Origin of the sequence: Halorussus litoreus (genome assembly GCF_003382685.1) — an archaeon.
GTDB lineage: Archaea > Halobacteriota > Halobacteria > Halobacteriales > Haladaptataceae > Halorussus > Halorussus litoreus.
In genome coordinates this window covers 56,531-80,598 of record NZ_QLVG01000031.1, presented here as the reverse complement: position 1 = coordinate 80,598, position 24,068 = coordinate 56,531, and the positions used below count along the sequence as shown (strand labels likewise).

Sequence of the window (24,068 nt, the reverse complement as noted above, 5' to 3'; positions counted from 1 at the left end):
TTCGTTCTACCGAACGGCACGTCGAATGGTCGCAGCCAGTGAGTTCGGCCCAGCGACCGAGGACACCGTTCCGGTAGTAGTGCCGAGATACACGTCGTCAGTTCCAACGAGAGCAGATTCGAACTGCTCGGGGGCATCGAGCGTCCACCGGACCGACCCCGACTGCGAGTCGAGCGCGACCACGGAAGTGACGGGGTCGTCACCACGCATTCGACGGACGCCGGCGTCCGGAACGACGGGGGCCTGCGAACTATCGAGTTCGAACCGCCACCGTCGAGTCCCGTCACTCGTCTCTATCGCGTGAAGTTCGCTGTCGGTGTGAACGTACGCCGTCCCGTCTTCGACCGAGGAGAACCACTTCAGACTCTCGTCGGCGTCGAACGTCCACTCGACGGACCCATCGACAGGAGACAGGGCGAGATACTCGGATCCATCGACGAGGTAGACGCGTTCCGTCGTGGCGACGCCGGGAAAAACGACGTGGCCGCTGTCCGACGTGAACTGCCATCGTTCAGTTCCGTCGCTCCGTGAGATACTGTAGAGCCGGTTGTCGCCCCTCGCCCACGCGTAAATCGATTCGAACTGGTCGCCACCTGTAGAATCGTCCGGGGACGAAACGTCGATTGACGTGAGCGCCGCGTACGAGCGACCCAAAGGACCAGAAGCTGTAAACCGCCACTGTTCGTCTCCCGTGTCGACTGAAAGCGCGGACACCGTTCCCTCGTTCGTACCTACGTACACAGACTCGTCGGTCGGCAACGTCTCCGAAATCGGGGTCGGCGGAGCGAACGTCCACTCGACCGTCCCGGTTTCAGCCGAGAGAACGTGCAATGCATCGTCAGCGACGTATGCTCGTCCGTCGAATAGCCACGGTTGGACGCGCGTGTCACTTTTTGTGAGCTCGAACTGCCATTGCTGGGACCCAGTCGTGGTGTCGACGCAGCAGATCCGCTTTTCTCCGGGAACGAGCAGACTATCGTCACCGACGTGTCGTGGAGCAACGAAAGGATAGTCTCCGATCTCCGTGAATCGCCACTTCTCGGAACCGTCTTCCGAGGACTTCGCCACCAGCGCGTTCTCGGTAGCGAGATAGAGCGTCTGGTCATCCTTCATCCGAAGCACGACGGGACGGCGTGAACCCTCGTCTGTGGTCCAGTTCGTCTCGGCTTTCGGGGCGGGGACGTTATCGACGGTAACACCGAGACCGACCAACGATAGTCCGGATGCGGCTGCAACGAATCGGCGTCTCGTCACTAGCTTCGAGTCGTCACTACCAATCATGCCTTTGTCACTTTTAAGTAGGATTAACTACACATAAAAGTTCCGCAACATGAGTAGTCGACGAGAGTCTATCCGACACAATCCGGGCCAATACACGAGGTTCTCACGTCGTATTTTACGCATCCGCAACCCCCCCGAAGTGGGGTCGGATCCAAGCCGGGTCGTCCGGGAGAGCCCCCCACACCCGCGATGCCGAGGAACTCACGCCTGCTCGGGGGCCGTCTACCTATCGTTCGACCACGTCGTCCGTTACACAGTTATCCGCTTTACATCGAAGCGGCTCGGCCTTCGAGGGGCGGCGAAGACCGGCGACCCGCACTCCGACCGGCGTTCGACCACGCCGGGACACTGCGCCGGGCGACTGCCCGAGTCCGCGACAGGGACATCGGATGGAGAGTATTTTTCCCTATTTATATAGTAATAACTACAAGAGGGAAAATACTTAATTTACTGGGCGTGATGGGTGGTAACGCAATGTCAGTTGCACTCCAGACCGACAGCGAATCCGTGCGCGAAGAAGTCGAGACCGAGTACCGCCACGACGACCACGAGGTTCCGGACAAGCTGGAAGCGGGCCTCCCGTCCGCGTCGATGTACGCCTCGGAGTTCTGCTGCGGCTACAGCGGCTAAGCCTCGCCGAATAACCAAGAATTCATTTCTTTCGGTCGGCGTCAAACGTCGATTAGAGGCGGTTATACGCCGACTGGCGTTCGACCACGCCGGGACACTGCGCCGGGCGGGTGCCCGAGTCCGTGGTAGATACGTCGGCAGGAGCGCTCTTTGACCCCCAATTTCCATAATGATAGCTACAAAAATGAAAATGCTTAATTTATTGGCTTCAGTTGCTGGAGACGCGATGTCAGTTGCACTCCAGACCGACAGCGAATCCGTGCGCGAAGAAGTCGAGACCGAGTACTGCCACGACGACCACGAGGTTCCGGACGAGTTGGACGCGGCCCGACCCTCCGCGTCGATGTTCGCCACAGAGTTATGCTGCGGGCTCAGCGGATAAGATCCGCGCGAAAAAGTAGAGAATTGATCTCTTTCGTTCAGTCGGTGTCAGATGTCGATAGGCGACGGCCGCACAGCCGACGAAGGCGGCGAGGAATCGCACTCGAACGGCGACGGCCGGTGGAGGCGTCGCCGTGAGCGACGCGAGCATCGCCGACGACCGGAAGCGACGGATCGCCGGCCGCGCGCGAACGCTTCGCGAGCGCCTCGACGACCCTGCCAACAGCGGGCCGGCCGTCGAGGAGCCTGGCGAGTGGCTGGCGGAGTGGCGCGACCGGGTCGCGGACGGCGACCCGGCGGCGTTCCGGCGTCGCCTCGACCACCTCGGCGTCTCCGAGGACGAGGCGCGGGCTGCAGTGTCCACCCACGGCTGGCCGGCCGACGAACCGCTCCCGGAATGGGTCGACGAGTTGGAGTCGGTGGGAGCGGCCGTGGTCGCCGCCGACCGCGGGGCGTCGTCACCCGACGCGCTGGACGTGGTCCCGTTCGTGGACCTGCTGGCCCCCGTCGTGGACCATGCGCGCGAGCGGGTCGACCCGTCGGTCGCTCCGGCCGAGATGCCGGCGGTCGTCGACGCGGCGGAACCGTGGCTCTACCGCCGGCTCTCGGAGCTGACGGCCCACCCGCTGTTCGTGGAGTTCAAGTCCTACGTCGCCCACCACGACCACGAGCTGGCGTTCGCCGACGACCCCGACCCGCCCGAGGACGACCGTCGCTACTACCGCGAGTTCGCGGACGCGATGCTGGGCGAGGGCTTCGTCCGATTCGTCGAGGAGTACGCGCTGCTGGCGCGCTTGCTGGTGGCGACGATCCGCCAGTGGGTCGCCGCGGTCGAGGAGTTCGCGGGCCGGCTGGCGGCCGACCGGGTGGCCCTGCGCGACTGGTCGGGCGACGGCGACCTCGGCGCGGTCGAGGCGATCGACGCCGCGGGCGACCGCCACGACGACGGGCGGGCCGTGCTCGCGGTCACTTTCGAGTCGGGAGTCCGGGTCGCCTACAAGCCGCGACCGCTCGACGTCGAGGCCGGGTTCTACGACCTGCTCGACTGGCTCGCCGAGCGAACGGAGCTGCCCGCTGTCGACCGGCCCGCGGTGCTGAATCGCGGGGAGTACGGCTGGCTGGAGTGGGTCGAGTCCGAGCCGTGTGCGGACCGCGACGCCGCGGATCGGTACTACCACCGGGCGGGCGTCCTGCTCGGCGTGCTGTACGCGCTCCGGTTCATCGACGGCCACCTCGAGAACCTGATCGCGGCGGGCGAACACCCGGTCGTCGTGGACCTCGAGACCCTCGCCTACCCGGGGTTCCCCGACGACAGGCTCCCCCGGAGCGATTCGCCGGCCGTCATGGAGTCGGTGCTGCGGACCGGGCTGTTACCGACCCACGAGCCCGACTCCGACTGGGCGGACCTCAGCGGCTTCGGCGCCGAGGAACTGCCCGGCGAGGGCGAGCGCCGGACGTTCACCGCGGTCGGCACCGACCTGATGGAGATGGAGTCCGTCGAGCGCGACCCCGAGACGTTCGAGAACCTCCCGCGGGTGGACGGCGAGACGATTCCCGCCGAAGAGTGCTTCGAGGCGCTCCGCGATGGGCTCCAGTCGGCCCACGACGCCGTGGCCGGGACCCGCGAGGCGCTGCTCGCCGAGGACGGCCCGCTGGCCGCGTTCGGTGACTCCGAGGTTCGGGTGCTCTACCGGGCGACCCGGACCTACAGCACGATCCTCTCGTCGCTGACCACCCCCGAGTACCTCCGGACGGGCCTGAAGGTCGGCTGCAAGTTCGAGGCGCTCGCCCGCCCGCAGACGACGGGGGACGTCGACGCCCCGGGGAGCGTCCACGACCACGAGACGGCGGCGCTGAAGCGACTCGACGTTCCCCGTCTCTCGATGTCGACGACCGGGACCGCGCTCGGCGGTCCCGCGGATTCGATCCCCGAGTTCGCGGCGTTGTCGCCGCGCGAGTCGGTCGAGAAGCAGCTCCGCGCGCTCGACGCGAGCGACCGCCGCGAGCAGTGTCGGTACGCGGAACTGGCGTTCGGCGAGAGCGGGAGCGGCGACGAGCACGGCGACGACGAGCACGGCGACCACGAAGACCGCGCCAACCCCGAGGACCGCGCTGACCCCGAAGACCGCAGCGACCACGCCGACGCGACGGCCGGCCGAACCGTCGGGGACCCCGAACCGCTGTCGGACGACGCCGCCGAGCGCGCCGCGCTGGACGCGTTCGACCGCGTCACGGCCGCCGCCGAGTTCGACCACGGCTCGGCCGCTGCCGACGATGGCGACGACGGCCCGCCCGCGTGGTACGTGCCGTCCTCGCGCGGTGAGGGCGGCATCCTGCTCCAGTGGATCGACGAGAGCCTGTACAGCGGCCGCCTCGGTGTCGCCGTGTTCGCGGCCGGAATCGCCGCCACGGCCGACGGGATGGTCGCCGACGACGCAGCCGCGCTGGCAGCCGACGCGGCGGCGGGGGTCCGGGAGTCCGTGATGGACGGCGACGCGTCCAATGGAGCCGGTGGCGCGCACGACGGGATCGGTGTCACTGGCGCGGGCGGGCTCGTCTACGGGTTCACCGTGCTCGACGACCTGCTTGGCGCTGACCGCCTCGCCGACACCGACCACTGTCCGGACGCCGACTACCTCGCCGACGCCCGCCGGCTGGCCGCGACGATCACCGACGAGCGCGTCGCCGCCGACGACAACTACGCCGTTTTAGACGGTGCGGCGGGCGCGGTGCTCGGTCTCGTGGCGCTCCACGAGCGGACGGGCGACGCGGACGTGCTCGACCGCGCGGTGGCCTGCGGCGAGCACCTGCTGGACGGCCGGTCGGGCGGCCGCTGGCCACTGGGCTTCGAGGACCAGCCCCTGACCGGAGTCGCGCACGGCGCTGCGGGCATCGGCTACGCGCTCGCGCGGCTCGCCGCGGCGACCGGCGAGGGCCGCTTCCGGGAGGCCGCCCACGACGCCGTCGCGTTCGAGGACGACCACTACGACCCCGCTGCCGGCGAGTGGGCCGACCTTCGGGCGCGCGCCGACGGGACGGTCGACGGCTGGTGCAACGGTCGGACCGGAATCGGGCTGGCGCGACTGGGAACGCTGACGGCCCTCCCGGACGACGCCGTCCACCGGGACGTCGAGCGCGCGCTGTCCGAAGCCCCGGTGGACTGGCTGCCGCCCCACGACCACGCCTGCTGCGGTGGTGCCTCGTGGATCGAGCTGTTCCTGCAGGCGGGGCGACAGCTCGACGCGCCGGAGTACGAGCAGCGAGCCAGACGCATCGCCGGGAGAGTCGTCGCCGGAACCGACGAAGGCTGGTGGGCGCTGAAGGCGGGAACGCCGACCCGGCCGGACCCGACGCTGTTCCGGGGGCTCGGTGGCGTCGGGTACGCGCTCCTGCGCGTCGCGAATCCAGAGCTTCCGTCGCTGCTGCTGTTCGAGTAAGCCGGGCACAGACGCGGCGCGACTCGCGGAGGACGGAACGCGCGGGTCACAGAGGAAAGAAGGTTTCACCCTCGGCCTCCATCCACCCAGTAATGAGCGAATCGGACGGCCCCAAGCAGGTGGACTCGCCGGACTACCACCACGAGAACCACACCGCCGCCCAGACCTGCGGGTGGACGGCCAACGCGCTGCGCGGCGAGGGCAAGTGCTACAAAAATATCTTCTACGGCATCGAGTCCCACCGGTGCATCCAGATGACGCCCGTGGTCAAGTGCAACGAGCGCTGCGTGTTCTGCTGGCGCGATCACGCGGGCCACGCCTACGAACTCGACGGCGTCGAGTGGGACGACCCGGAGGCGGTCGTGGACGCCAGCATCGACCTCCAGCGCAAGCTCCTGTCGGGCTTCGGCGGTAACGACGAGGTGCCCCGCGAGGTGTTCGAGCAGAGCATGGAGCCCCGCCACGTCGCTATCAGCCTCGACGGCGAACCCACTCTCTACCCCTATCTCCCCGAACTTATCGACGCCTTCCACGACCGAGACATCACCACCTTCCTCGTGAGCAACGGGACCCGGCCCGATGTCCTCCGCGAGTGCGACCCGACCCAGCTGTACGTCAGCGTGGACGCCGCCGAGCGAGCCACGTTCGACGAGGTCGTCAAAGCGATGGAGGACGACGCGTGGGAGAAGCTGGTCGAGACGATGGACGTGCTCGCGGAAAAAGACGAGACGCGGACGGTGCTGCGGACCACGCTGGTCGGCGGCGAAAACGTCCACCATCCCGACTGGTACGCGGGGTTCTACCGGCGCGCCGACCCCGACTTCGTGGAGCTCAAGTCGTACATGCACGTCGGCGAATCGCGCGACCGGGTCGCGAGGGAGTCGATGCTCGACCACGAGGACGTGATGGCGTTCGCCGAGGACGTTCAGGAGCACATGCCCGACCACGAGTATCTCAAGGAGGTGCCCGTCTCGCGGGTCGCCCTGCTGTCGAAGACCGACGACACGTGGGTCCCGAAGCTGCAGAAAGACAGCGAGTTCTGGAGTCGGGACCCGGTTACCGGGGACTAATTCAGTTTTCGGCGAGTTCGATAGAGAACGGTCCGGTCGTCAGTTCGGGCGTGGAACCGCTTCGGCGGCCCGCACGTCCTCGGGTTTCTCGACGCGAGCGTACACGGGTCGCCACACGTCGGAGTCGAACATACCCACCTCGTCGAACAGGTTGCGGGCGCGCTCGGTGAACTGATAGAACGTTCGGACGGTCGAGTCGGCGTCGTCGGGTTGCTCGCCGGGGTCGTAGATCAGTTTTTCGAGGACCCCCACCTCCACGAGTTCGCGTAGTCGTCGGCCGATTGTCCGGCGCGAAACGTCGGGGTTCGTCCAGTTCAGTTCCTTCTCGCTCGGCGCACCTTCAGGATGGCCCGCAACGTCGATGAGTAACTGGTGGGCCACGTCCTCGGTGGCGACGTGGAGAAGCTGACGGCGCATCTCCGTCACGTCGCGGGCGTCGGCGTCCGCGGTGTCGGCCCCGCCCGCGGTGGTGGTGAGGTCGGCCATCTGTCTTCTTAGTGTGGCTTAGTAGGTCCTACTACAAGAACCTTGTGCAAAATATGCACATGGTCTGGGGCAGGATGGACGGAGTCGGGACTCGGAGGCGGTAGTGTTTAGATGCGGATTCGCTGCGCGCACCGGTCCATTCGGGTCTGCAATGTTTACACCGGCGGCGCGAAGCGCTCGCGAGTCTTTGGTCCTTTCTGGGCAGTGTTCCAGAAGCGACCCCTAGCTATTTACACGAGGTGTGGCTCGAAATCGAGTATGACTGACGGAAAGCCGGACGACGGATCGGCCTCCGACACCGCCAAACAGCTCGGCGCGCTGCTTGACGAGTACGAGTGTTTCACTGACCAGTCCATCGACCGCAACGAGTATGCTACGCTCAAGCGCGCGGTCGAGACAGACGTAGTTCCCATCACCGAGGCCGACCGGTCGTTCTTCGTTCTCGGGAACTACGACGACGAAGACAGGCTTCGGCTCGTCGCCAACCGACTAAAATCAGTTGGTGAGCCGTTCTTGTTGAAGGACTTAGAGACGTTCGATGACTCGGTGTTGGGCTGGACAACGCAGTTCAAGATCATGGCGAAGCGCGCAACACATATCGTCGCACTATACGAGAACTCCGAAGGCGGCCACGAGTGGGAAGCTGGATGGCTCGACCACCGTCCATACCGCGAGAAACTCACCGTTTTCAAGCGTGATTATCCGAATCTCGACCGGGAGGAGAAACCCTTCGACGGGATGTTCGCGCACTTCGTGGAGACTCTCAAAGCGTGCGGACAGGTGTATCAGTTCGAGGCTCCGGAAGATGCTCCCCCACAAGAGGTCGAGCGTGGTGTAGAGACCTGTATCAACGATTATAAGATGGCACTACTAGACGAATAGCTCGTCATCTCGTTTCCAATTTTGAGTGCCGTACCGGTTCCGTTATGCTTAAACCGCGAGCGACCGGAGTGGCAGGTATGTCAGCGACACGGCCGCGCGCGGTCGGCTACGACGAACTCGCCGCGCTCAAACTCCTCGCGCTCGACGGCGGACTCGAGGGCGAGGTCAAGGTCTCCTGCTCCGCGCTCGCGGAGCGACTCGACGCCTCGAACCAGACCGCCTCGCGACGGCTCCAGGGGCTCGACGACGCCGGACTCGTCGAGCGCGAGATGGTCAGCGACGGCCAGTGGATCTCCATCACCGAGGACGGCGAGTGGGCGCTCAAGCGCGAGTACGAGGACTACCGGCGCGTCTTCGAGACCGCCGCGGGAGTCGATCTCACGGGGACCGTCACCAGCGGGATGGGCGAGGGCCGCCACTACATCTCGCTGCCGGGGTACATGGCGCAGTTCGAGGACCGACTGGGCTACGAGCCGTTCCTCGGCACGCTCAACGTCGAGTTGACCGACGAGAGCATCCGCGCCCGGTCGGCGATGGAGGCGCTGGACCCGGTGCCCATCGACGGCTGGGAAGACGACGAGCGAACGTACGGCCCGGCGGTCTGCTACCCCGCCGTGATCGAAACGCAGGACGGCGAGGTGTACGAGCAGGCTCACACCATCGCGCCAGAGCGCACTCACCACGACGAGGACCAGCTGGAGGTCATCGCTCCGGTGAAGCTCCGCGAGGAACTGGGGCTGGCGGACGGCGACCACGTCACCGTCCACGTCGAGGAGGAGTCATGAGCCAGACCGCCGGGAGCGTCGACGCCGCAATCGAGGCGTTCCGCGAGGGGTCGCCGGTGCTGGTCCACGACGCCGCCGACCGCGAGGGCGAGACGGATCTCATCTACCCCGCCGGTTCGGTCACCCCCGCGGACGTCTCGCGGATGCGCAACGACGCTGGCGGACTCGTCTGCGTCGCGCTCGCCGACGAGGTGGCCGACGCGTTCGGCCTGCCGTTCCTCGACGAGGCGCTCGACCACCCCGCGGCCGGCGACCACGAACTGGGGTACGACGAGCGTTCGTCGTTCTCGCTCCCGGTGAACCACCGCGACACCTACACTGGCGTCACCGACGAGGACCGCGCGGCGACGATTACGGCGCTCGCGGAGGCAGCAGCCGACCCCGAATCGGTCGACTTCGCCGACGAGTTCCGCGCACCGGGCCACATCCACCTGCTTCGCGCCGCCCCGAACCTGCTGGTCGACCGCGAGGGGCACACGGAGTTAGGGATCGCGCTCGCCGCGGCCGCCGGCCGGGAGCCCGCCGTCGTCGTCTGCGAGATGCTCGACGACGAGACCGGCGAGGCGCTCGCGCCCGCAGACGCGAGGGCGTACGCCGAGCGCAACGGGCTGGCGTACCTGGAGGGCTCGGAGATCGTCGAGCGACTCGGATAGCTGCGACGTTCTCGTTTTCCGCGTTCGTCCGCCACCGAACCGTCAACACTCATTACGGAGGCCTCCGAACGTCCGTCTGTATGAGCTTCGACGAGATGGACGTGGACACGATCTGGATGGACGGGGAGTTCGTCGACTGGGACGACGCACAGGTCCACGTCCTCACGCACGGCCTGCACTACGGGAGCGGCGTGTTCGAGGGCGTCCGGTGTTACGACACCGAGGAGGGACCGGCCATCTTCCGGTGGGACGCGCACCTCGACCGGCTGTACGAGTCCGCGAAACCCTACGATCTGGACATCGACCACGAGCCCGAGGAACTGACCGACGCGACGATGGAACTGATCCGGCGGCAGGATCTCGCGTCGTGTTACGTCCGGCCGGTCGCCTTCTACGGCTACGACAGCCTCGGCGTGAGCCCGGGAGACTGTCCGACCCGAACCGCCGTCGCGGCGTGGCCGTGGGGCGCGTACCTCGGCGACGACGCGCTGGAGAACGGCGTCGAAGTGATGGTGTCGTCGTGGCGCAAGCACTCCTCCAGCCAGATCCCCACCAACGCCAAGACCACCGGGCTGTACGTCAACAGCATGCTCGCGGGCGAGGAGGCCCGCCGGAACGGCTTCGCCGAGGCCATCGTGCTCAACAAGGAGGGCAACGTCGCCGAGGGACCGGGCGAGAACCTGTTCCTCGTGCGCGACGACGAGATCTACACGCCCGGCCTCGCCGAGAGCATCCTCGACGGCATCACCCGCAAGTCGGTCATCACGCTCGCCGAGGAGCTGGGCTACGAGGTCCACGATCAGGCCACCATCTCGCGAGGCGAACTCAACACCGCAGACGAACTGTTCTTCACCGGCTCGGCCGCGGAGGTTACGCCCATCCGGCAGGTCGACAACGTCGAGATCGGCAACGGCGGCCGCGGCCCCGTCACCGAGGAGATCCAGTCGCGGTTCTTCGACGTGGTGAACCGCCGGACCGACGACCACGAGGACTGGTTCACGTACGTCGAGTAGCGGGAGTCGGTCGCGTGGTTGCTTCGTTTGTTCTCGGAATTCTTCGTTCGCTCTCGAAATCGACGCGGAGTTGGCCGTTCCGATAAGTCCGAGTGCGAATCTATTGTCTCCCCTCTGGGGGCATACTCCATTCTCCCCCGTATCGTGCATAGACGTACGCTCCGAAGACGAAGTAATAGAGGAGGACGACGGTACCCCACCACGCAACCCCTGACGGCGCGTCAGAGAGGGTGACGAGTACGAAGACAGCGACCGGTATCCCGACGAGGACGAGAACGCCGACGAGGAGTGTCTTCCGGGACATCTGCGTCAGTCGGAATCCGCTACCCATCGACAAATCGTACAATACGTGGCGTGATAAAGGCACACTCAGCATAAAACGCCCCCGAGTAACGCGACCAGACTACTTCGCGGGTGGCGACTCGACCTCCTTCTCGTCCCGAACGTCGATGGGAATCCCCGACTCGCTGGTCTCGCCGAACCCGGCGCTCAGTACGCGGGTCAGCGCGTCCTCGACGCTCTCGTCGGTCTCCTCGAACCGGCTCGGTTCCACCTCGACGACGAAACCGGTGGTGATGTTGGGCGCGGTGGGTAGAAAGAGGAGTTCGCGGCCGTCCTCGGCGGTTTTGCCGGTCTTGAACGCGGTCATTCGCATCCCGTTCCACGTCTCCAGTTTCACCGGCGCTTGCAGGTCGGTCGTGTCCGAGAAGGCGGTCTCGGCCGCCATCTTCGAGGCGTTGTAGACGATGCGGAGGCCCGGAAGGCGGTTCATCACGTTGTCGATAGCACCCTCGACCAGCGACCCGACCGCGGTGCGCATCATGTAGCCGACGCTGAGGACCAGCAGGCTGAACACCGCGAGGACCGTCAGGACTCGGAGGATCTCGGGGGACATGTCCTCCAGGAACGGGAGGCCGGCGATCTTGAGGTAGAGCCACGCGACGATGTACGCCGTCACCATGAGCGGCGCGAGGACCACGAGACCGCTCGCGATGTCACGTTTCCAGGAGGCCATTTATCGGGTATATCCGACTGGAGGATTATAAACTAGATGCTACGTGTCTGAACGCGTGGCCGGGAATCCGCGACTGGTTGCGGTGAGGCGACTGATTGCGATGGGGGGTTCGTCGCGGGCGTCGTCCGCGACGTGTTTGAGAAGCGATACGTGCTGGGCTCACGTCAGCCCAGACAGATCACGCCGACGCCGTAGTGGTAGCCACAGCCCCAGGCGAAGAAGTCTAGCATGTGTTCACCTCCATTATGCATGTTATTCACTTACCTACTAATATATTATGTATAGATATATAAAATGAATATCTCAGGTGTACTATTTAGACGGTGTCTCTAGATCAGGGTGTTGGTGAAACGTCGGGTGGGGCGCGGTACCCCGGTAAAACGTGGAACAGTTCGGTACTACCGACCGAGCACTGCCCGGAGCGCGAACAGCAGGTTCTCCTTGCGCTCGGCCACCCGGCGGTAGAAGTACGACAGCCACTTGTCGCCGTACGGGATGTACTGGTACACCTCGTACTCGTCGGCGAGGTCGAACTGAGCGTCCCCGCGAACGCCCATCAGCATCTGTACCTCGAAGTCGGTGCCGTGCTCGTCGTGGAGTTCCCGGGCGCGGTCGATCATCGCAGGGTCGTGGCTCCCGACTGCGATTCCCCCGTCGAACTCCTCGAACATGTATTCGAGCTGGTCGCGGTACGCTTCGTCGACCGCCGACTTCTCCGTGAGCGCGACTTCCTCGGGCGGGGAGTACGCGCCCTTCACGAGCCGGACCTTGCCGGGCAGGTCCGCGAGACGTTCGAGGTCCTCGGGCGTGCGCTTGAGATTGGCCTGCAGGCAGACGCCGACCCCGCCGCCGTGCTCGACCGTGAGTTCCTCGAAAGCACGGAGCGTCGCGTCGGTCGTGGTGTGATCCTCCATGTCGATCCAGACGAACACGTCGCGGTCGGCGGCGTACTCGACGATTCGCTCGACGTTCTCGCGGAACACCTCCACGCCCGCATCGAGGCCGATCTGGGAGGGCTTGACCGAGATGCAGGCGTCGACGTCCGCGGCCCCGATGTCCTCGGCCAGCCGAAGATACGCCTCGGCGTCCTCGTCGGCGGGGCGGCGCTCGTCGTAGTGCTCGCCGAGCAGGTTGAGTATCGCCGCGACGTTCCGGTCGTTTAGCTCGCGGGCGTGGTCGAGCGCCTCCGCCGGCGTCTCGCCCGCGACGAACTTACTGGCGATGGGCGGTATCATGGTCGGGGCTTCGAACGCTCCACTCTTATACCGTTGGTTTCCCGAGCGCCGGGAACGGACGAATCGCTGCGCCGAGACGCCGGGGGTTCGAACCTCCGGTTCTTAAGGCCCCGGCGTTCGCCTATTCGGACATGAGCGTCTTCGAGACCGTCGCGGTCGCGCTGTGGGCGATGCTGCCAGCCTACGTGCCGAACAACGCCGCGGTGCTGGCCGGCGGCGGCAGCCCCATCGACGCCGGGCGGACGTGGAACGGGCGGCGACTCCTCGGCGACGGCAAGACGTGGCGCGGGACCGCAATCGGAACCCTCGCGGGCGCGGCGCTGGCGCTCGGACTGAACGCGGTCGCACCCGAGGTCTCGGCAGCAGTGGGCGTCGACCTGCCGACGTTCCCCCTCGCCGCGGCGCTCGCGCTCGCGGCGGGTGCGATGCTGGGCGACATCGCGGCGTCGTTCCTGAAGCGTCGGACCGGCCGCGAGCGCGGGGCGTCGTTCCCGGGGCTCGACCAGCTCGACTTCGTGGTGTTCGCACTCCTGCTCGCGTTTCTGGCCGCGCCAAGTTGGTTCGGCGAGGTGTTCACTGTGCCGGTGCTGGTGGTCGTGTTCGTGGCGACGCCGGTCCTGCATCTGGTGACGAACGGCATCGCGTACGCGCTGGGGCTGAAGAACGAGCCCTGGTAAACGACCTTTTGCTGCGGTCGCGGGGCGCGCGACGAGACGCGCGCCCGGCTGCCTGGCAAAAGCTCGACCAAAACCACGGCGTCACCCCCTCAGGCTCGCGCCGTCGGCGCGAGCCTTCGAGGGCTCCTTGGGCCGCTCACTTACGTTCGTTCGCTCGCGGTACAACTGCTGGCGCGCGCGCCGGAGGCGCGCTGGCGGTGCTAGTGGAGTTGGTGCTGGTGGAGTCGATGCTGGTGAAGTAGCGCGATTACCGGGCGGCGGATCGTGAGAATCAGAGTGACAGATGTCCCCTACAACGCCAGCGGCCACGACCCGCCGCCGACCGCCAGCAGGACGAGCGCGCCACCGACGAGCGCGGCGTTTTTCAGGAAGTCGTTCATCTCGGACTGACGCTGCTCGGGGTCCTCGACCGACCAGAAGTCGTGCATCGTCGGCGTGCTGACCACGAAGAACGCCACGAGAGCGATTGCTCCAGCGATGGGAGCGACGCCGAGGACGATGGACGCGCCGCCGACTACGAGGAGCGCGCCGGAGAGGTACACCGATAGTTTGGGAGCCGGGACGCCCTTCATCTCGGCATAGCCTGCCAGCCCGTCGGCCTGCATGAAGTGGTTGAGGCCCATGAACGCGAGCACGCCGCCGAACAGCACTCTGCCGACGAGGAACGCCGCGGGGCTGACGGTCTCGATAGCCATCAGTACCTCACCTCCGCGGACGAGGCAGTCGTCTCGCGAGCGGTCGGTTCGCGGTTCTGGACTGTAACTCGAACACTTGGTTGCATTACGTTACCTACTTCACACCGGAACCTATTTGTACTCTTGGCGACAATATTGTCAGTAGCTATCACCGATGTCGTCGACAACTTCACGAGCTGACACCGCCGAGGAGAAGAACGCCGACGCCTGTCCGGTGGTCGAGGCCATCGAGCAGATCGGCTCCGAGTGGCGGCTCGTCGTGCTCAACGACCTGCAGGAGGGCGAGAAGCGGTTCAACGAACTCCAGCGCTCGACCGGCGCGAGTTCCCGGACGCTGTCGCGGGTGCTCGACGACCTCGAAGCGTCGGGGCTGGTCAACCGCCGGGTCGAGGACCGGCCCATCGCCACCTACTACAGCCTCACCGAGAAGAGCCGCCAGCTCTGCCCGGTGTTCGAGGAACTCGAGTCGTGGGCCGACGACTGGGTCGACGCGTCCGGCGAGGGCGAGAGCGGAACCGCCGAAACCGAGACCGCCGAAGCGGCGGACGACTGAGCGAGTGCAGGTAGGAAGACGACCGGCCGAGCCGAACGGAACCGCTTTTGACTCGGGGCGTCCCCACTCCGGACGATGAGTGACGACGAAGCCAGCGACACGAACGAGGAACTCGTCGCGGCGCTCCGGGCCGCGGACGCGGTGCAGTACGGCGAGTTCGAACTCTCGCACGGCGGCACCAGCGACTACTACGTGGACAAGTACCTGTTCGAGACAGACCCGGACTGCCTCGAACTGATCGCCGAGGCGTTCGCCGAGCGAGTGGACGGCCTCGACGCCGTCGCGGGCGATACCAAGCTCGCGGGCGTCGCGCTCGGCGCGGTGCCCCTCGTCGCGGTCACCAGCGTCGAGACGGGCAGACCCTACGTCGTCGTCCGCAAGCAGCAGAAGGAGTACGGCACCGCGAACCTCGTCGAAGGAAATCTGGCCGAGGGTGAGGAGGTGGTCGTGCTCGAGGACATCGCCACGACCGGCCAGAGCGCGGTCGACGCCGTCGAGTCGCTGCGCGATGCGGGCGCGACCGTCGAGCGCGTGCTCGTCGTGGTCGACCGCGAGGAGGGCGCGGCCGAGAATCTGGCCGACCACGGCGTCGAACTGGAGTCGCTGCTGACCGCGACCGAACTCCTCGACGCGGAGTGACCCCGACCAAACTGCCCGATGTGGCGTGAGCGCGACTCGGCGAGTCGCGCTCACGCCGCATCGAGTTCGCATCCCATCCTCAGTCCCCGTCGAGTTCGCATCCCGTCCTCAGTCCCGGCGAACTCGCGCTCCGTCGAGAATCCACAGTGTTACGCATCTCTGCGCTAAATCTCGCTGCAAGCTTTCGGGGTATTCAAGTTCGTGGACTGTTTCGAGGATGGCATGAACCGCGCAGAGAAGGCGACCCTCCAGCTACAGGCGGTCGCCGTCCTCCGGATGCTCAAGGAAACCCGGACCTACGACGAACTCGCCGAGGTGACGGGCCTCCCGGCGGGCGACCTGAACCGCTACGTCAACGGCCACGTGCTGCCGAGCGTAGATCGAGCCCGCGACGTAGTCGAGGGCGTCGGCCGCGACGAACTCGCCGCAGAACTGGAATCGCGGGTCAGCCGGGACGACGAGGGGTACGTCGACAACTCCGCGGTCGTGTTCGACCAGTCGTTCCTCGACCTCGTGGCCCCGGTCGCGGCCGAGTCGCTGGACTTCGAGCGCCCGGACGTGGTGTTGACCGCGGCGACCGACGGCATCACCCTCGGCGCGGCGATGGCGAGCTACTTCGACGCGCGGGTCGCGTACGCCAAGAAGTCCAAGGAGACCGCGGTCGAGGAGTTCATCGAGTCCCGCCAGCGGTTGGCTTCGGGCATCGAACTCACCTACTACCTGCCCGCCTCGTCCATCGGTGCCGGCGAGACCGTGCTGGTCGTCGACGACCTCATCCGGTCGGGCGAGACGCAGGAACTGCTGCTCGACATCGCCGAGCGCGCGGACGCCGACGTTGTGGGCGTGTTCGCGCTCATCGCCGCTGGCGAGACGGGGTTAGAGCGTGCGGAGGGCCTGACCGACGCGCCGGTCGGCGCGCTCACGACGTTCGAGGAGTAGCCGTCGATCCGTAGCTGCTCGCAGTCGAAAAAGGGGCGTTTCAGACTGGCTGCGGTGCGTCGACCGAGAACCGGTCGAAGTTCTCGTTCAGATCGACCGGACAGAGACAGCCGCCGCCGCCACCGCCGCCGCCGTCATCGTCGTCGCCGCCACAGTCCGGGGAGAATGCGTCGTTTACGCTCATGCACTCGGCTGCGTTCGCGTTCCCGGCGGTCGCCGCCACCGAGAGCGACAGTATCGATACCACGACCGTCACCGCGAGTAGGATTCTGATCGAGTTGCGCACGTTGTTGTCACGCACCGTTAGAGGCGCGGCAGATATTTTTATTTGAATAAAGTTAAAATTTTCTTCTAGAATCTTTGGTTAGTATCTGCGGGAGTTTCGAGAAGGGATTGCGCGCAGACGCCCGGATGGCAATCGACCGGAAGCTAGACACGACTATGCAGAAAATGCGTCTAATTTTCGGCCATATCCGGCGTAGGTACGCACTTTTGTGCATATCTGCTCGAATTCGATGAGAACCATTAAGTACGGTTTGGTGAGTATGCCCGTTCGTGTATCATGGGAACTGAGGACCCCAGCGGCGGAGACTCCGCGGGCGGACTCGCGGGGTACTTCGGCTTCGACGAGCACGGCACAGACTTACGGACGGAGATTCTCGCGGGCGTGACCACGTTCCTGACGATGAGCTACATCGTCGTGGTCAACCCGGAGATCCTCTCGGCGGCCATCCAGTTGGACGGCGTCAGCCCCGAGCGAACCTTCCAGATGATCGCGGTCGTCACTCTCATCTCGGCCGCTACCGCGACGCTGGTGATGGCGCTGTACGCCAACAGACCGTTCGCGCAAGCGCCCGGACTCGGGCTCAACGCTTTCTTCGCGTTCACCGTGGTCCTCGGCCTCGGCATCGAGTGGCAGGTCGCGCTCGCCGCGGTCGTCGTGGAGGGCATCGTCTTCATGGCGCTCACCGCCATCGGCGCGCGAAAGTACATCATCCGGCTGTTCCCCGAACCGGTCAAACTCGCGGTCGGCGCGGGCATCGGCCTGTTCCTCGCCATCATCGGACTGGAGGAGATGCGGGTCGTCGCGGGCGACGGTGCGACGTTCGTCACGTTCAACCCGGTGTTCGCGTCCGACCCCGTGGCCGTCGTCTCGGTCCTCGGCCTGTTCCTGACGCTCGCACTCTACGCCCGCGGCGTCCGCGGCTCCATCATCGCTGGCATCGTCCTCACCTCGCTGCTGGGCTACGCCGCGTCCGCACTGGGCTACTCGGCGTACCCCGCCGACTCACCCGCGCTGGAGGAGATGGGGGTCAACCTCCTCGACGTGGCGCTCGCGCCGAATGCGCCGATCACCTACGACGCCGCGAGCTACAACATCGCGCCGCTGGCTGGCGCGTTCCTCGACGGACTGGCGAACATCGAGGCGTTCTCGTTCGCGCTCGTCGTGTTCACGTTCTTCTTCGTCGACTTCTTCGACACTGCCGGGTCGCTCACCGGCGTCTCGCAGGCCGCCGGGTTCCTCGACGAGGAGGGCAACCTCCCCGAGATCGAGAAGCCACTGATGGCCGACGCGATTGGTACCACCATCGGCGGGATACTCGGTACCTCGACCGTGACGACCTTCGTGGAGTCCGCGACGGGCGTCGACGAGGGCGGCCGGACGGGCATGACCGCGCTGGTGGTCGCGCTGCTCTTTCTGGCCTCGCTCGCGCTCGTCCCGCTGGCGGTCGCGGTCCCATCCTACGCCTCCCACCTCGCGCTCGTCGTGGTCGGCATCATCATGCTGTCGAACGTCGCCGAGATCGCGTGGAACGACCTCACCTACGCCATCCCAGCTGGCCTCACCATCTTCGTGATGCCCTTCACCTTCTCAATCGCGTACGGCATCGCCGCGGGAATCGTCTCGTACCCCGTCGTCAAGCTCGCCGCGGGCGAACTCGACGACACGCGCCTCGGCCACTGGGTGCTCGCGGCGCTGTTCGTCCTCTACTTCTTCGTCCGCACGGGCGGCATCCTTCAGGGAGCCGTCTAATCGGGCCGTCTTCCGGTTTTGGAAGCGAGGCGCAGCTCGTGTCGCTCTTTCGCTACGTGCGTGTCTCTGTCTCGCTTCGGAAACAGTTATTACGTCACTTGTCGATAGTCTGTTCGACAATGAGCGATACAGAGAGCTACCCGAGCGACGCCGACCCCATCGCGAAGATCTACTACGCCGACGAGGAGGCGACGCAGGTCGACGCCGCGTTCGTCATCGAGGACTGGGACTGGGTGGTCGGCTTCGACCAGGTGGCGACCGACGAGTACGACTACGTCTCCATCCCCGTCTCGAAGGTCGTCGGCGTGATGTCGCCCGAGTACACCTCCTTTACCCGCAACGGGCGACGCGTGACCGGCTACGGCGTGACCGAGGCGGAAGCCGAGTCGTTCGCGGACCGGCTGCCGGTCTGATTCGGAGCCATCTACCGGTCTGAGCACGAACTGTCCCACCAATTTTAATCCCCCTCCCCCGCGTGGAACCGAACGTGACTCCGATTCGTTCGCTCCCCCGCAGGTGGTTCGTCCGCGGCGTCGTCGCCCTCCTCTGTCTGGCGCTGGTCGCGCCCGCGACCATCTCCGGTGTGGGGTACGTCACCACGACTGAGGACCCGACCAACCTCCGGGCGTCGGTCGACGAGCCCGCGGACGGGACGACCATCATCTCCATCCAAGGGTTCCACTTCCAGGGGATGGCCAACGAGAACAAGCCCGCTCGCCTCGTCGCTGTCGGCCCGCGCGGAGAGGTCGAGTGGGTCCACAACGGCTCCGGATTCGACGCGACGTGGTTCTACGACGTGGACCCGCTGGAGAACGGGCACCTGCTCGTGACCGCGACCGCGGAGGGCGAGACGCTGGTGTACGAACTCGACCCCGACACCCAAGAGCGGGTGTGGACCGAGCGCCTCGACATCCACGACACTCACGACGTGGACCTCGTCAACGGCGACCAGCTGCTGGTCGCTAACATGCGCGAGTCGAACAAGGGCGACCGCATCTTCGTCTACGACAGGGGCGAGAGCGAGATCGTCTGGGAGTGGCACTTCGAGAACCACTACCCCCGAAGCGTGGGCGGGCCCGAGAACGACTGGACCCACGTCAACGACATCGACAAAATCGGCGACGGCGAGTATCTGGTGTCGCCGCGCAACTTCGATCAGGTCGTCGTCGTGAACCGCTCGACGAACGAGATCGACATGCAACTGGGCTCGGACGGCGACTACGACACCCTCTACGAGCAGCACAATCCGATGTACATGGAGAGTGACGAGGGCAACCCGACCGTGCTCGTCGCCGACAGCGAGAACGACCGCATCGTGGAGTACGAGCGTGAGGGCGGCGAGGACGGCGAGTGGAACAGGACGTGGAACCTCGGCTCGGCGGGAATGAGCTGGCCCCGCGACGCCGACCGGCTGCCGAACGGCAACACCCTGGTCGTGGACACGATGAACCAGCGCGTGTTCGAGACCACGCCGGAGGGCGAGATCGTCTGGGAGTTCCACGCGCCGTGGGCCCCCTACGACGTCGAGCGCGTCCAGCTCGGCGACGAACCCGGCGGGCCGACCATCGCGGACGTGAACGCGTCCGGAAACTACGACCTGAGCGGCAGCGGCCTCTCGGTCTCGGACAGCGAGGGCGTCTCGTTCTGGCTGGTCGAGACGTTCGAGGGGACGCCGGTCGCCGGACAGGCCGAGTCGTTCGCCCGCACGTGGGCCCACGTCACCCCGTGGATCCGCCCGGTGTGGATGACCGGCTGGGAGTTCCTGAGCGCCATCTTCGGCGGCATCCTGTTGGTCGCGTGGGGACTCGGCGAGGCGGTGTACCAGCGCGAGCGGATTCGGAACGGCGTGTCGCGCGCCGTGAGTCGGGTGCGGAAGGTCGGCGAGTGAGAATCGCAGGCCGAAGGCCGAGAAGCGCAGGAGGCTGGGGAGGTCTGCGGCCCGCGGTCGCGGTGCGGTTGCGGTGCGGTCACGCCGAGGCCAAGCAGTAGCTAGCTTCGTGGTAGCGTCGATTTCCGCGGAGAAATTCTGACATTACTACTACCGACACAAAGGAGTAACCGCAACGGGACCAACGACGAAATCCCGTCAACCCCTTCCCCGACCACCACGTTCTTGCCGCAGAAACCACTACGCACGGACATGGCGAACCTCGAACTGTACGAACTCGACGGCTGCCCGTACTGCGCGAAGGTCGTGGACAAACTCGACGAACTCGACCTCGACTACGAATCTCACTCGGTCCCGTCCTCGCACGCCCAGCGCGACGAGGTCGAGGCGGTCAGCGGTCAGACCGGCGTCCCCGTGCTGGTCGACGAGGAGAACGGCGTCGAGGGAATGCCCGAGAGCGACGACATCCTGGAGTACCTCGAAGAGACGTACGGCGAGAGCGCGGCGTAACTAAGGCCAGCGATCAGGTCAACTATCGGGCCACCGCAGCGCTGATAGCCAGCATCAGAACGAGCGTGACCGCCCCGGTGGCGACCGCTATTTCCAAGCCGCCGTCGCCGACGAAGGACTTCGCGATCAGGAATCCGGCCCCACCGCTGATGCCACCGACGGCCGCTCGTTTCCAGCCTTGCTCAGGACCCTCGTGCCAACTGCGAGTCACGACGAGAGGTTCGGACGCGACTCGTAAAAATGTCGACCCCGGTCTACCGCGCTATCGGACGCGACCTCGCCGACGGAACGGAGACGTTCCGTCCGCCACGCCGATGAGTTCGTCCGACCGGCGACCGTTTCGGCGCGGAAATACGAGCTTTCGCTTGGCGTCCGTTCGTGCGAATCGATAATTCCACTATACGTCACCCACTCCCGCGTGAACGATTAAACGGTCACGCGTCTGCGAGTTCAATAGTCGACAACCGGGAAAACGATGGTGGCGGTTTATGGACGGCAGAGCCGTTACCACACACGGTTTTTGGGAGATAGCATGACACGGGACACCGACGCTCACGACGGCTCTACTCGTCGAACGTTCCTGCAAGCGACGGCCGGTGCCGTCGCGCTCGGCGGGGTGGCAGGGCTGGTCGGCGCACGGCAGGACGGGCCACAGCTGATCGTCCTCGGCGGGCGAACGCCGGGGTGGCGGGGTGTGGCACCGGAGTCGATAGCGGGCGAGACGAATCCGACGCTTCCGCTCGTCCCCGGACAGGACTACCGGGTCCGATGGACGAACGTCGACGGGCAGCCCCACAACTTCGTGGTACTCGATTCGGACGGCGAGGCCGTCGTCGCTTCGGACATCATCGGCACGCAGGACGCGACCCAGGTGGTGTCGTTCACCGCCAGCGAGAACATGGCCGAATACTACTGCGAGGTCCACCCCACGTCGATGCGAGGGAACGTCGAACTCGTCGAGGAACAGCAGCTCGAACCCGTCAACGAGACGCAGTTGACGAACCAGACCGAGATGGAACCGGAGGGCGGCCAGAACGCTACCGGAAACGTCACCGGGGAGATCGAGGTCTCGCGACCCGTCGGTCTCGGCGGGCAGGACTACCCCAACAACACGTCGCAGCTGCAGCAGTTCCAGCAGAGCCGCCAGCAGCGGTTCGACTCGACCGGGAACGGAACGGCTCGGGGCAATCTCACGTACGGGACCAACGGAACGCAGACCACCCAGCAGGTCGGCGGACAGGAGAACGGGGGAGTCGGAAACGAGACGCAAGGCAACGAAACGCAAGACAACCGGGCGGGCGATGTTTCGCCGAACGACGTTCGGCAGGTCGCGAGCGCCCCCGGCTTCGGCGTTCTCGCCACGCTCGGTGGCGTGTTCGGGGGACTGGCCGCGCTGTCGCGCCAGTCGGACGACTGACCGCCAGTCCTCGATTCTCACCGTTAGTTCCGAAAGAGCGACGAAGAACAGCAACGACGAACGGAACGCGAGCGACGACGAAGGGAACGCGGGCAGCCGCTTTCGCCGACGGTGGCTATCCGTCGCCGCTCACGTCGGCCGAGTACGTCACGATCTCGTCGTCCGACGCGACCGAAACGTACTGCTTGCCCACGTCGGGGTCGAGCCACGTGACGGGTGAGGCGGTGATGCGACCGCCGGTGTCGTCCCGCCACAGGCGGTCGCCCGACTCGTCGTCGAGCGCGATGAGGTCACCGCCTGAGGAACCGTGGAAGACTAGGCCGCCGGCCGTGGCCGTCGTGCCGCCGGTCCACATCCGCCACATGCCCCACTCGGGGTTGACGTCCGGGAGCTGGTGTTCCCACACGACCTTGCCGCTCGCGGGGTCGACCGCCCTGACGTACGCCTCGTGGAACACGTCCTCGCCGAGCCCCGGCGGGACGTCGGTGCCGCCGCCCGTGGTGGCTTCCACGCCGTACTCCCAGCCGAGTTCCATCCAGGCCTTGTGACCGGCGTCGTTCGCGCCGATGTACTCCAGCCCGGTCCGCGGGCTGTAGGTGTCGGGCGACCACTCGGCCCCGCCGGCGGTCCCGGGGAAGAAGACCCTCCCGTTCTCCTCGCCGATGGGGTGCATCCCGAGGAAGTTGCCGTCCTGCTTGGCGAACGGCTCGCTACGGGTGAGAAGCTGGCCGGTCTCGATGTCGTAGACGAACGCCCAGCCGGTCTTGTGCGGTGCGATGACGACCCGCGTCGCCTCGCCGTCGACCTCCATCTCGGCGATCTGCGGGGTGAACTGGCCGTCGTAGTCCCAGATGTCGTGAGCGACCATCTGGTCGTTCCACTTCACCTCGCCGGTGGTCGCGTCGATGGCGACGATGCCGGCGGTCATCTGGTTGGGTCCCGGACGCACCAGTCCGTTGAGCATCGGTCCGGGGTTGCCGGTGTTCCACAGGAGCGTGTCGGTCTCGGTGTCGTAGGCAGCAGTCATCCACGCCGACCCGTTGCCGTGACGCCACGTCTCGCCGATCCACTGGTCTTTCGGCACGAGGTTGGTCTCCCACATCACCTCGCCACTCTCGGCGTCGAACGCCAGCGCGTACGTCCACCCCGGCGGCGAGGAATCGCCGCCCGACTGACCCGCGAATATCTTGCCGTCGTACGCCAGCGGTGCCTGTGCGAAGCCGTAGCCGACCCACGGATACGGGTAGTTCCGGTACTGCTCTTCGGTCAGGCCGTCGGTCTCCCAGACGGGTTCGCCGGTGTACCGGTTCAGCGCGAGCATGCTCATCACGGCGGTGCCGAAGTACACGTTGTCGCCGTACACCACCGCGCCGCGGTCGCGGGGCAGCGGCTCGTAGTCGGGGTCCTCCGGCATCGGATACTCGTACCGCCAGAACGTGTCGCCCGTTCGGGCGTCGAGACACTGGACGACTTGGTTGTTCTGGGTGACGTACATCGCCGGCGGGTCGGTCGGGACGACGATGGGGTCGGTCTGGAGGCCCGAGCTATCCGTGCTCAGTACCCACTCCCGGCTCAACTGGTCGACGTTGTCCGTCGTGAGGCCGTTCGCGGGCGAGAAGCCCTGCTCTTCGAGTCCCTTGTTGTAGGTCAGCCACGAGTCGGGGTTGGTCGCGTCCTGCTCGATCATCTCGTCGGTGACCGCCAGTTCGGGCGGTCGCCGGTTCTGAACGATTCGCTCCTCGTAGCTAACCTCGCCGACACCGACGTAGTTCGGTCGTGCGCCCATGTCGATCGCGTCGACGTAGGGGTCGAGTTCCCGGTCGAAGTCGAATTCTTCGCTCATGGTT

Annotated in this window: 26 protein-coding genes; 17 read left to right on the top strand and 9 right to left on the bottom strand. The window is 65.9% G+C overall.

Annotation, left to right across the window (positions count from 1 at the left end):
- Positions 1-6: 6 nt before the first annotated feature.
- Positions 7-1,281 (bottom strand): outer membrane protein assembly factor BamB family protein, encoded by a 1,275-nt coding sequence (locus DPQ64_RS11430; RefSeq protein ID WP_115864477.1) that lies wholly within the window; start codon positions 1,279-1,281, stop codon positions 7-9.
- Between the two features lie 474 nt (positions 1,282-1,755).
- Between DPQ64_RS11430 and DPQ64_RS18800 the strand changes: the two genes are divergently transcribed.
- The 4 genes from DPQ64_RS18800 (at position 1,756) to twy1 (ending at position 6,799) form a co-directional block, all read left to right on the top strand.
- On the top strand, positions 1,756-1,911 hold the full coding sequence (locus DPQ64_RS18800; RefSeq protein ID WP_157971676.1) for a hypothetical protein: 156 nt from the start codon (positions 1,756-1,758) through the stop codon (positions 1,909-1,911).
- Positions 1,912-2,137: 226 nt separating this feature from the next.
- Complete coding sequence (locus tag DPQ64_RS18795) at positions 2,138-2,293, top strand: hypothetical protein (RefSeq protein WP_157971675.1); 156 nt, start codon at positions 2,138-2,140, stop codon at positions 2,291-2,293.
- Between the two features lie 133 nt (positions 2,294-2,426).
- Positions 2,427-5,729, top strand: coding sequence for a type 2 lanthipeptide synthetase LanM (gene lanM, locus DPQ64_RS11425; RefSeq protein WP_115864476.1), 3,303 nt, complete (start codon positions 2,427-2,429; stop codon positions 5,727-5,729).
- A 92-nt stretch (positions 5,730-5,821) separates the two neighbouring features.
- Entirely contained in the window at positions 5,822-6,799 is a 978-nt protein-coding gene (gene twy1 / locus DPQ64_RS11420) for a 4-demethylwyosine synthase TYW1 (RefSeq protein WP_115864475.1), read from the top strand.
- Between the two features lie 39 nt (positions 6,800-6,838).
- Here the strand turns inward: twy1 and DPQ64_RS11415 are convergent, their stop codons facing one another.
- Positions 6,839-7,285 carry a helix-turn-helix domain-containing protein gene (locus tag DPQ64_RS11415; RefSeq protein WP_115864474.1) on the bottom strand — a complete coding sequence of 149 codons (447 nt, stop codon included), beginning with the start codon at positions 7,283-7,285 and terminating at the stop codon, positions 6,839-6,841.
- Between the two features lie 258 nt (positions 7,286-7,543).
- On the opposite strand from DPQ64_RS11415, the gene DPQ64_RS11410 reads away from it, so the two are divergent.
- From DPQ64_RS11410 to DPQ64_RS11395, 4 genes are all read left to right on the top strand, one after another.
- Positions 7,544-8,167 (top strand): hypothetical protein, encoded by a 624-nt coding sequence (locus tag DPQ64_RS11410; protein WP_115864473.1) that lies wholly within the window; start codon positions 7,544-7,546, stop codon positions 8,165-8,167.
- A 77-nt stretch (positions 8,168-8,244) separates the two neighbouring features.
- A complete protein-coding gene (locus DPQ64_RS11405; RefSeq protein ID WP_115864472.1) occupies positions 8,245-8,952 on the top strand; it encodes a DUF120 domain-containing protein in 708 nt (235 codons plus the stop codon).
- Entirely contained in the window at positions 8,949-9,605 is a 657-nt protein-coding gene (gene ribB / locus DPQ64_RS11400; protein ID WP_115864471.1) for a 3,4-dihydroxy-2-butanone-4-phosphate synthase, read from the top strand. Before DPQ64_RS11405 ends, ribB begins: the two co-directional genes overlap by 4 nt.
- An 80-nt stretch (positions 9,606-9,685) precedes the next feature.
- Entirely contained in the window at positions 9,686-10,618 is a 933-nt protein-coding gene (locus DPQ64_RS11395; RefSeq protein ID WP_115864470.1) for a branched-chain amino acid transaminase, read from the top strand.
- 100 nt (positions 10,619-10,718) lie between these two features.
- Here DPQ64_RS11395 and DPQ64_RS11390 read toward each other — a convergent pair whose 3' ends face one another.
- From DPQ64_RS11390 to DPQ64_RS11380, 3 genes are all read right to left on the bottom strand, one after another.
- Complete coding sequence (locus DPQ64_RS11390) at positions 10,719-10,949, bottom strand: hypothetical protein (protein WP_115864469.1); 231 nt, start codon at positions 10,947-10,949, stop codon at positions 10,719-10,721.
- A gap of 72 nt (positions 10,950-11,021) precedes the next feature.
- Positions 11,022-11,633, bottom strand: a complete 612-nt coding sequence (locus DPQ64_RS11385) for a DUF502 domain-containing protein (protein WP_115864468.1) — start codon at positions 11,631-11,633, stop codon at positions 11,022-11,024.
- Positions 11,634-12,031: 398 nt separating this feature from the next.
- On the bottom strand, positions 12,032-12,868 hold the full coding sequence (locus DPQ64_RS11380) for a proline dehydrogenase family protein (protein WP_115864467.1): 837 nt from the start codon (positions 12,866-12,868) through the stop codon (positions 12,032-12,034).
- Between the two features lie 131 nt (positions 12,869-12,999).
- Here DPQ64_RS11380 and DPQ64_RS11375 point away from each other — a divergent pair, with 131 nt between their 5' ends.
- The gene (locus tag DPQ64_RS11375; protein WP_115864466.1) at positions 13,000-13,545 is read left to right on the top strand and encodes a CDP-2,3-bis-(O-geranylgeranyl)-sn-glycerol synthase; all 546 of its coding nucleotides are present in this window, start codon (positions 13,000-13,002) and stop codon (positions 13,543-13,545) included.
- A gap of 290 nt (positions 13,546-13,835) precedes the next feature.
- Here the strand turns inward: DPQ64_RS11375 and DPQ64_RS11370 are convergent, their stop codons facing one another.
- On the bottom strand, positions 13,836-14,240 hold the full coding sequence (locus DPQ64_RS11370; protein WP_115864465.1) for a DoxX family protein: 405 nt from the start codon (positions 14,238-14,240) through the stop codon (positions 13,836-13,838).
- A 154-nt stretch (positions 14,241-14,394) separates the two neighbouring features.
- Here DPQ64_RS11370 and DPQ64_RS11365 point away from each other — a divergent pair, with 154 nt between their 5' ends.
- The 3 genes from DPQ64_RS11365 to DPQ64_RS11355 all read left to right on the top strand — a co-directional run bounded on the left by DPQ64_RS11365 (position 14,395) and on the right by DPQ64_RS11355 (position 16,371).
- Positions 14,395-14,793: a winged helix-turn-helix transcriptional regulator gene (locus DPQ64_RS11365; RefSeq protein ID WP_115864464.1), complete on the top strand. Its 399-nt coding sequence runs from the start codon at positions 14,395-14,397 to the stop codon at positions 14,791-14,793.
- A gap of 75 nt (positions 14,794-14,868) precedes the next feature.
- Positions 14,869-15,432 (top strand): orotate phosphoribosyltransferase, encoded by a 564-nt coding sequence (gene pyrE, locus DPQ64_RS11360; RefSeq protein WP_115864463.1) that lies wholly within the window; start codon positions 14,869-14,871, stop codon positions 15,430-15,432.
- A gap of 222 nt (positions 15,433-15,654) precedes the next feature.
- Complete coding sequence (locus DPQ64_RS11355) at positions 15,655-16,371, top strand: phosphoribosyltransferase family protein (RefSeq protein ID WP_115864462.1); 717 nt, start codon at positions 15,655-15,657, stop codon at positions 16,369-16,371.
- A 40-nt stretch (positions 16,372-16,411) separates the two neighbouring features.
- Here the strand turns inward: DPQ64_RS11355 and DPQ64_RS11350 are convergent, their stop codons facing one another.
- Positions 16,412-16,672, bottom strand: a complete 261-nt coding sequence (locus tag DPQ64_RS11350; RefSeq protein ID WP_115864461.1) for a hypothetical protein — start codon at positions 16,670-16,672, stop codon at positions 16,412-16,414.
- Positions 16,673-16,933: 261 nt separating this feature from the next.
- Here DPQ64_RS11350 and DPQ64_RS11345 point away from each other — a divergent pair, with 261 nt between their 5' ends.
- The 4 genes from DPQ64_RS11345 to DPQ64_RS11330 all read left to right on the top strand — a co-directional run bounded on the left by DPQ64_RS11345 (position 16,934) and on the right by DPQ64_RS11330 (position 20,804).
- Positions 16,934-18,406 carry an NCS2 family permease gene (locus tag DPQ64_RS11345; RefSeq protein ID WP_115864460.1) on the top strand — a complete coding sequence of 491 codons (1,473 nt, stop codon included), beginning with the start codon at positions 16,934-16,936 and terminating at the stop codon, positions 18,404-18,406.
- 119 nt (positions 18,407-18,525) lie between these two features.
- A complete protein-coding gene (locus tag DPQ64_RS11340; RefSeq protein WP_115864459.1) occupies positions 18,526-18,819 on the top strand; it encodes a hypothetical protein in 294 nt (97 codons plus the stop codon).
- Positions 18,820-18,893: 74 nt separating this feature from the next.
- Complete coding sequence (locus DPQ64_RS11335; RefSeq protein ID WP_368276072.1) at positions 18,894-20,294, top strand: arylsulfotransferase family protein; 1,401 nt, start codon at positions 18,894-18,896, stop codon at positions 20,292-20,294.
- Positions 20,295-20,546: 252 nt separating this feature from the next.
- Positions 20,547-20,804: a glutathione S-transferase N-terminal domain-containing protein gene (locus DPQ64_RS11330; RefSeq protein WP_115864458.1), complete on the top strand. Its 258-nt coding sequence runs from the start codon at positions 20,547-20,549 to the stop codon at positions 20,802-20,804.
- Between the two features lie 22 nt (positions 20,805-20,826).
- On the opposite strand, the gene DPQ64_RS11325 is transcribed toward DPQ64_RS11330, so the two are convergent.
- Entirely contained in the window at positions 20,827-21,015 is a 189-nt protein-coding gene (locus tag DPQ64_RS11325; RefSeq protein WP_115864457.1) for a hypothetical protein, read from the bottom strand.
- A 321-nt stretch (positions 21,016-21,336) separates the two neighbouring features.
- Between DPQ64_RS11325 and DPQ64_RS11320 the strand changes: the two genes are divergently transcribed.
- A complete protein-coding gene (locus tag DPQ64_RS11320) occupies positions 21,337-22,221 on the top strand; it encodes a cupredoxin domain-containing protein (protein ID WP_157971674.1) in 885 nt (294 codons plus the stop codon).
- Positions 22,222-22,336: 115 nt separating this feature from the next.
- Here the strand turns inward: DPQ64_RS11320 and DPQ64_RS11315 are convergent, their stop codons facing one another.
- Complete coding sequence (locus DPQ64_RS11315; RefSeq protein ID WP_115864455.1) at positions 22,337-24,064, bottom strand: outer membrane protein assembly factor BamB family protein; 1,728 nt, start codon at positions 24,062-24,064, stop codon at positions 22,337-22,339.
- Positions 24,065-24,068: the final 4 nt, after the last annotated feature.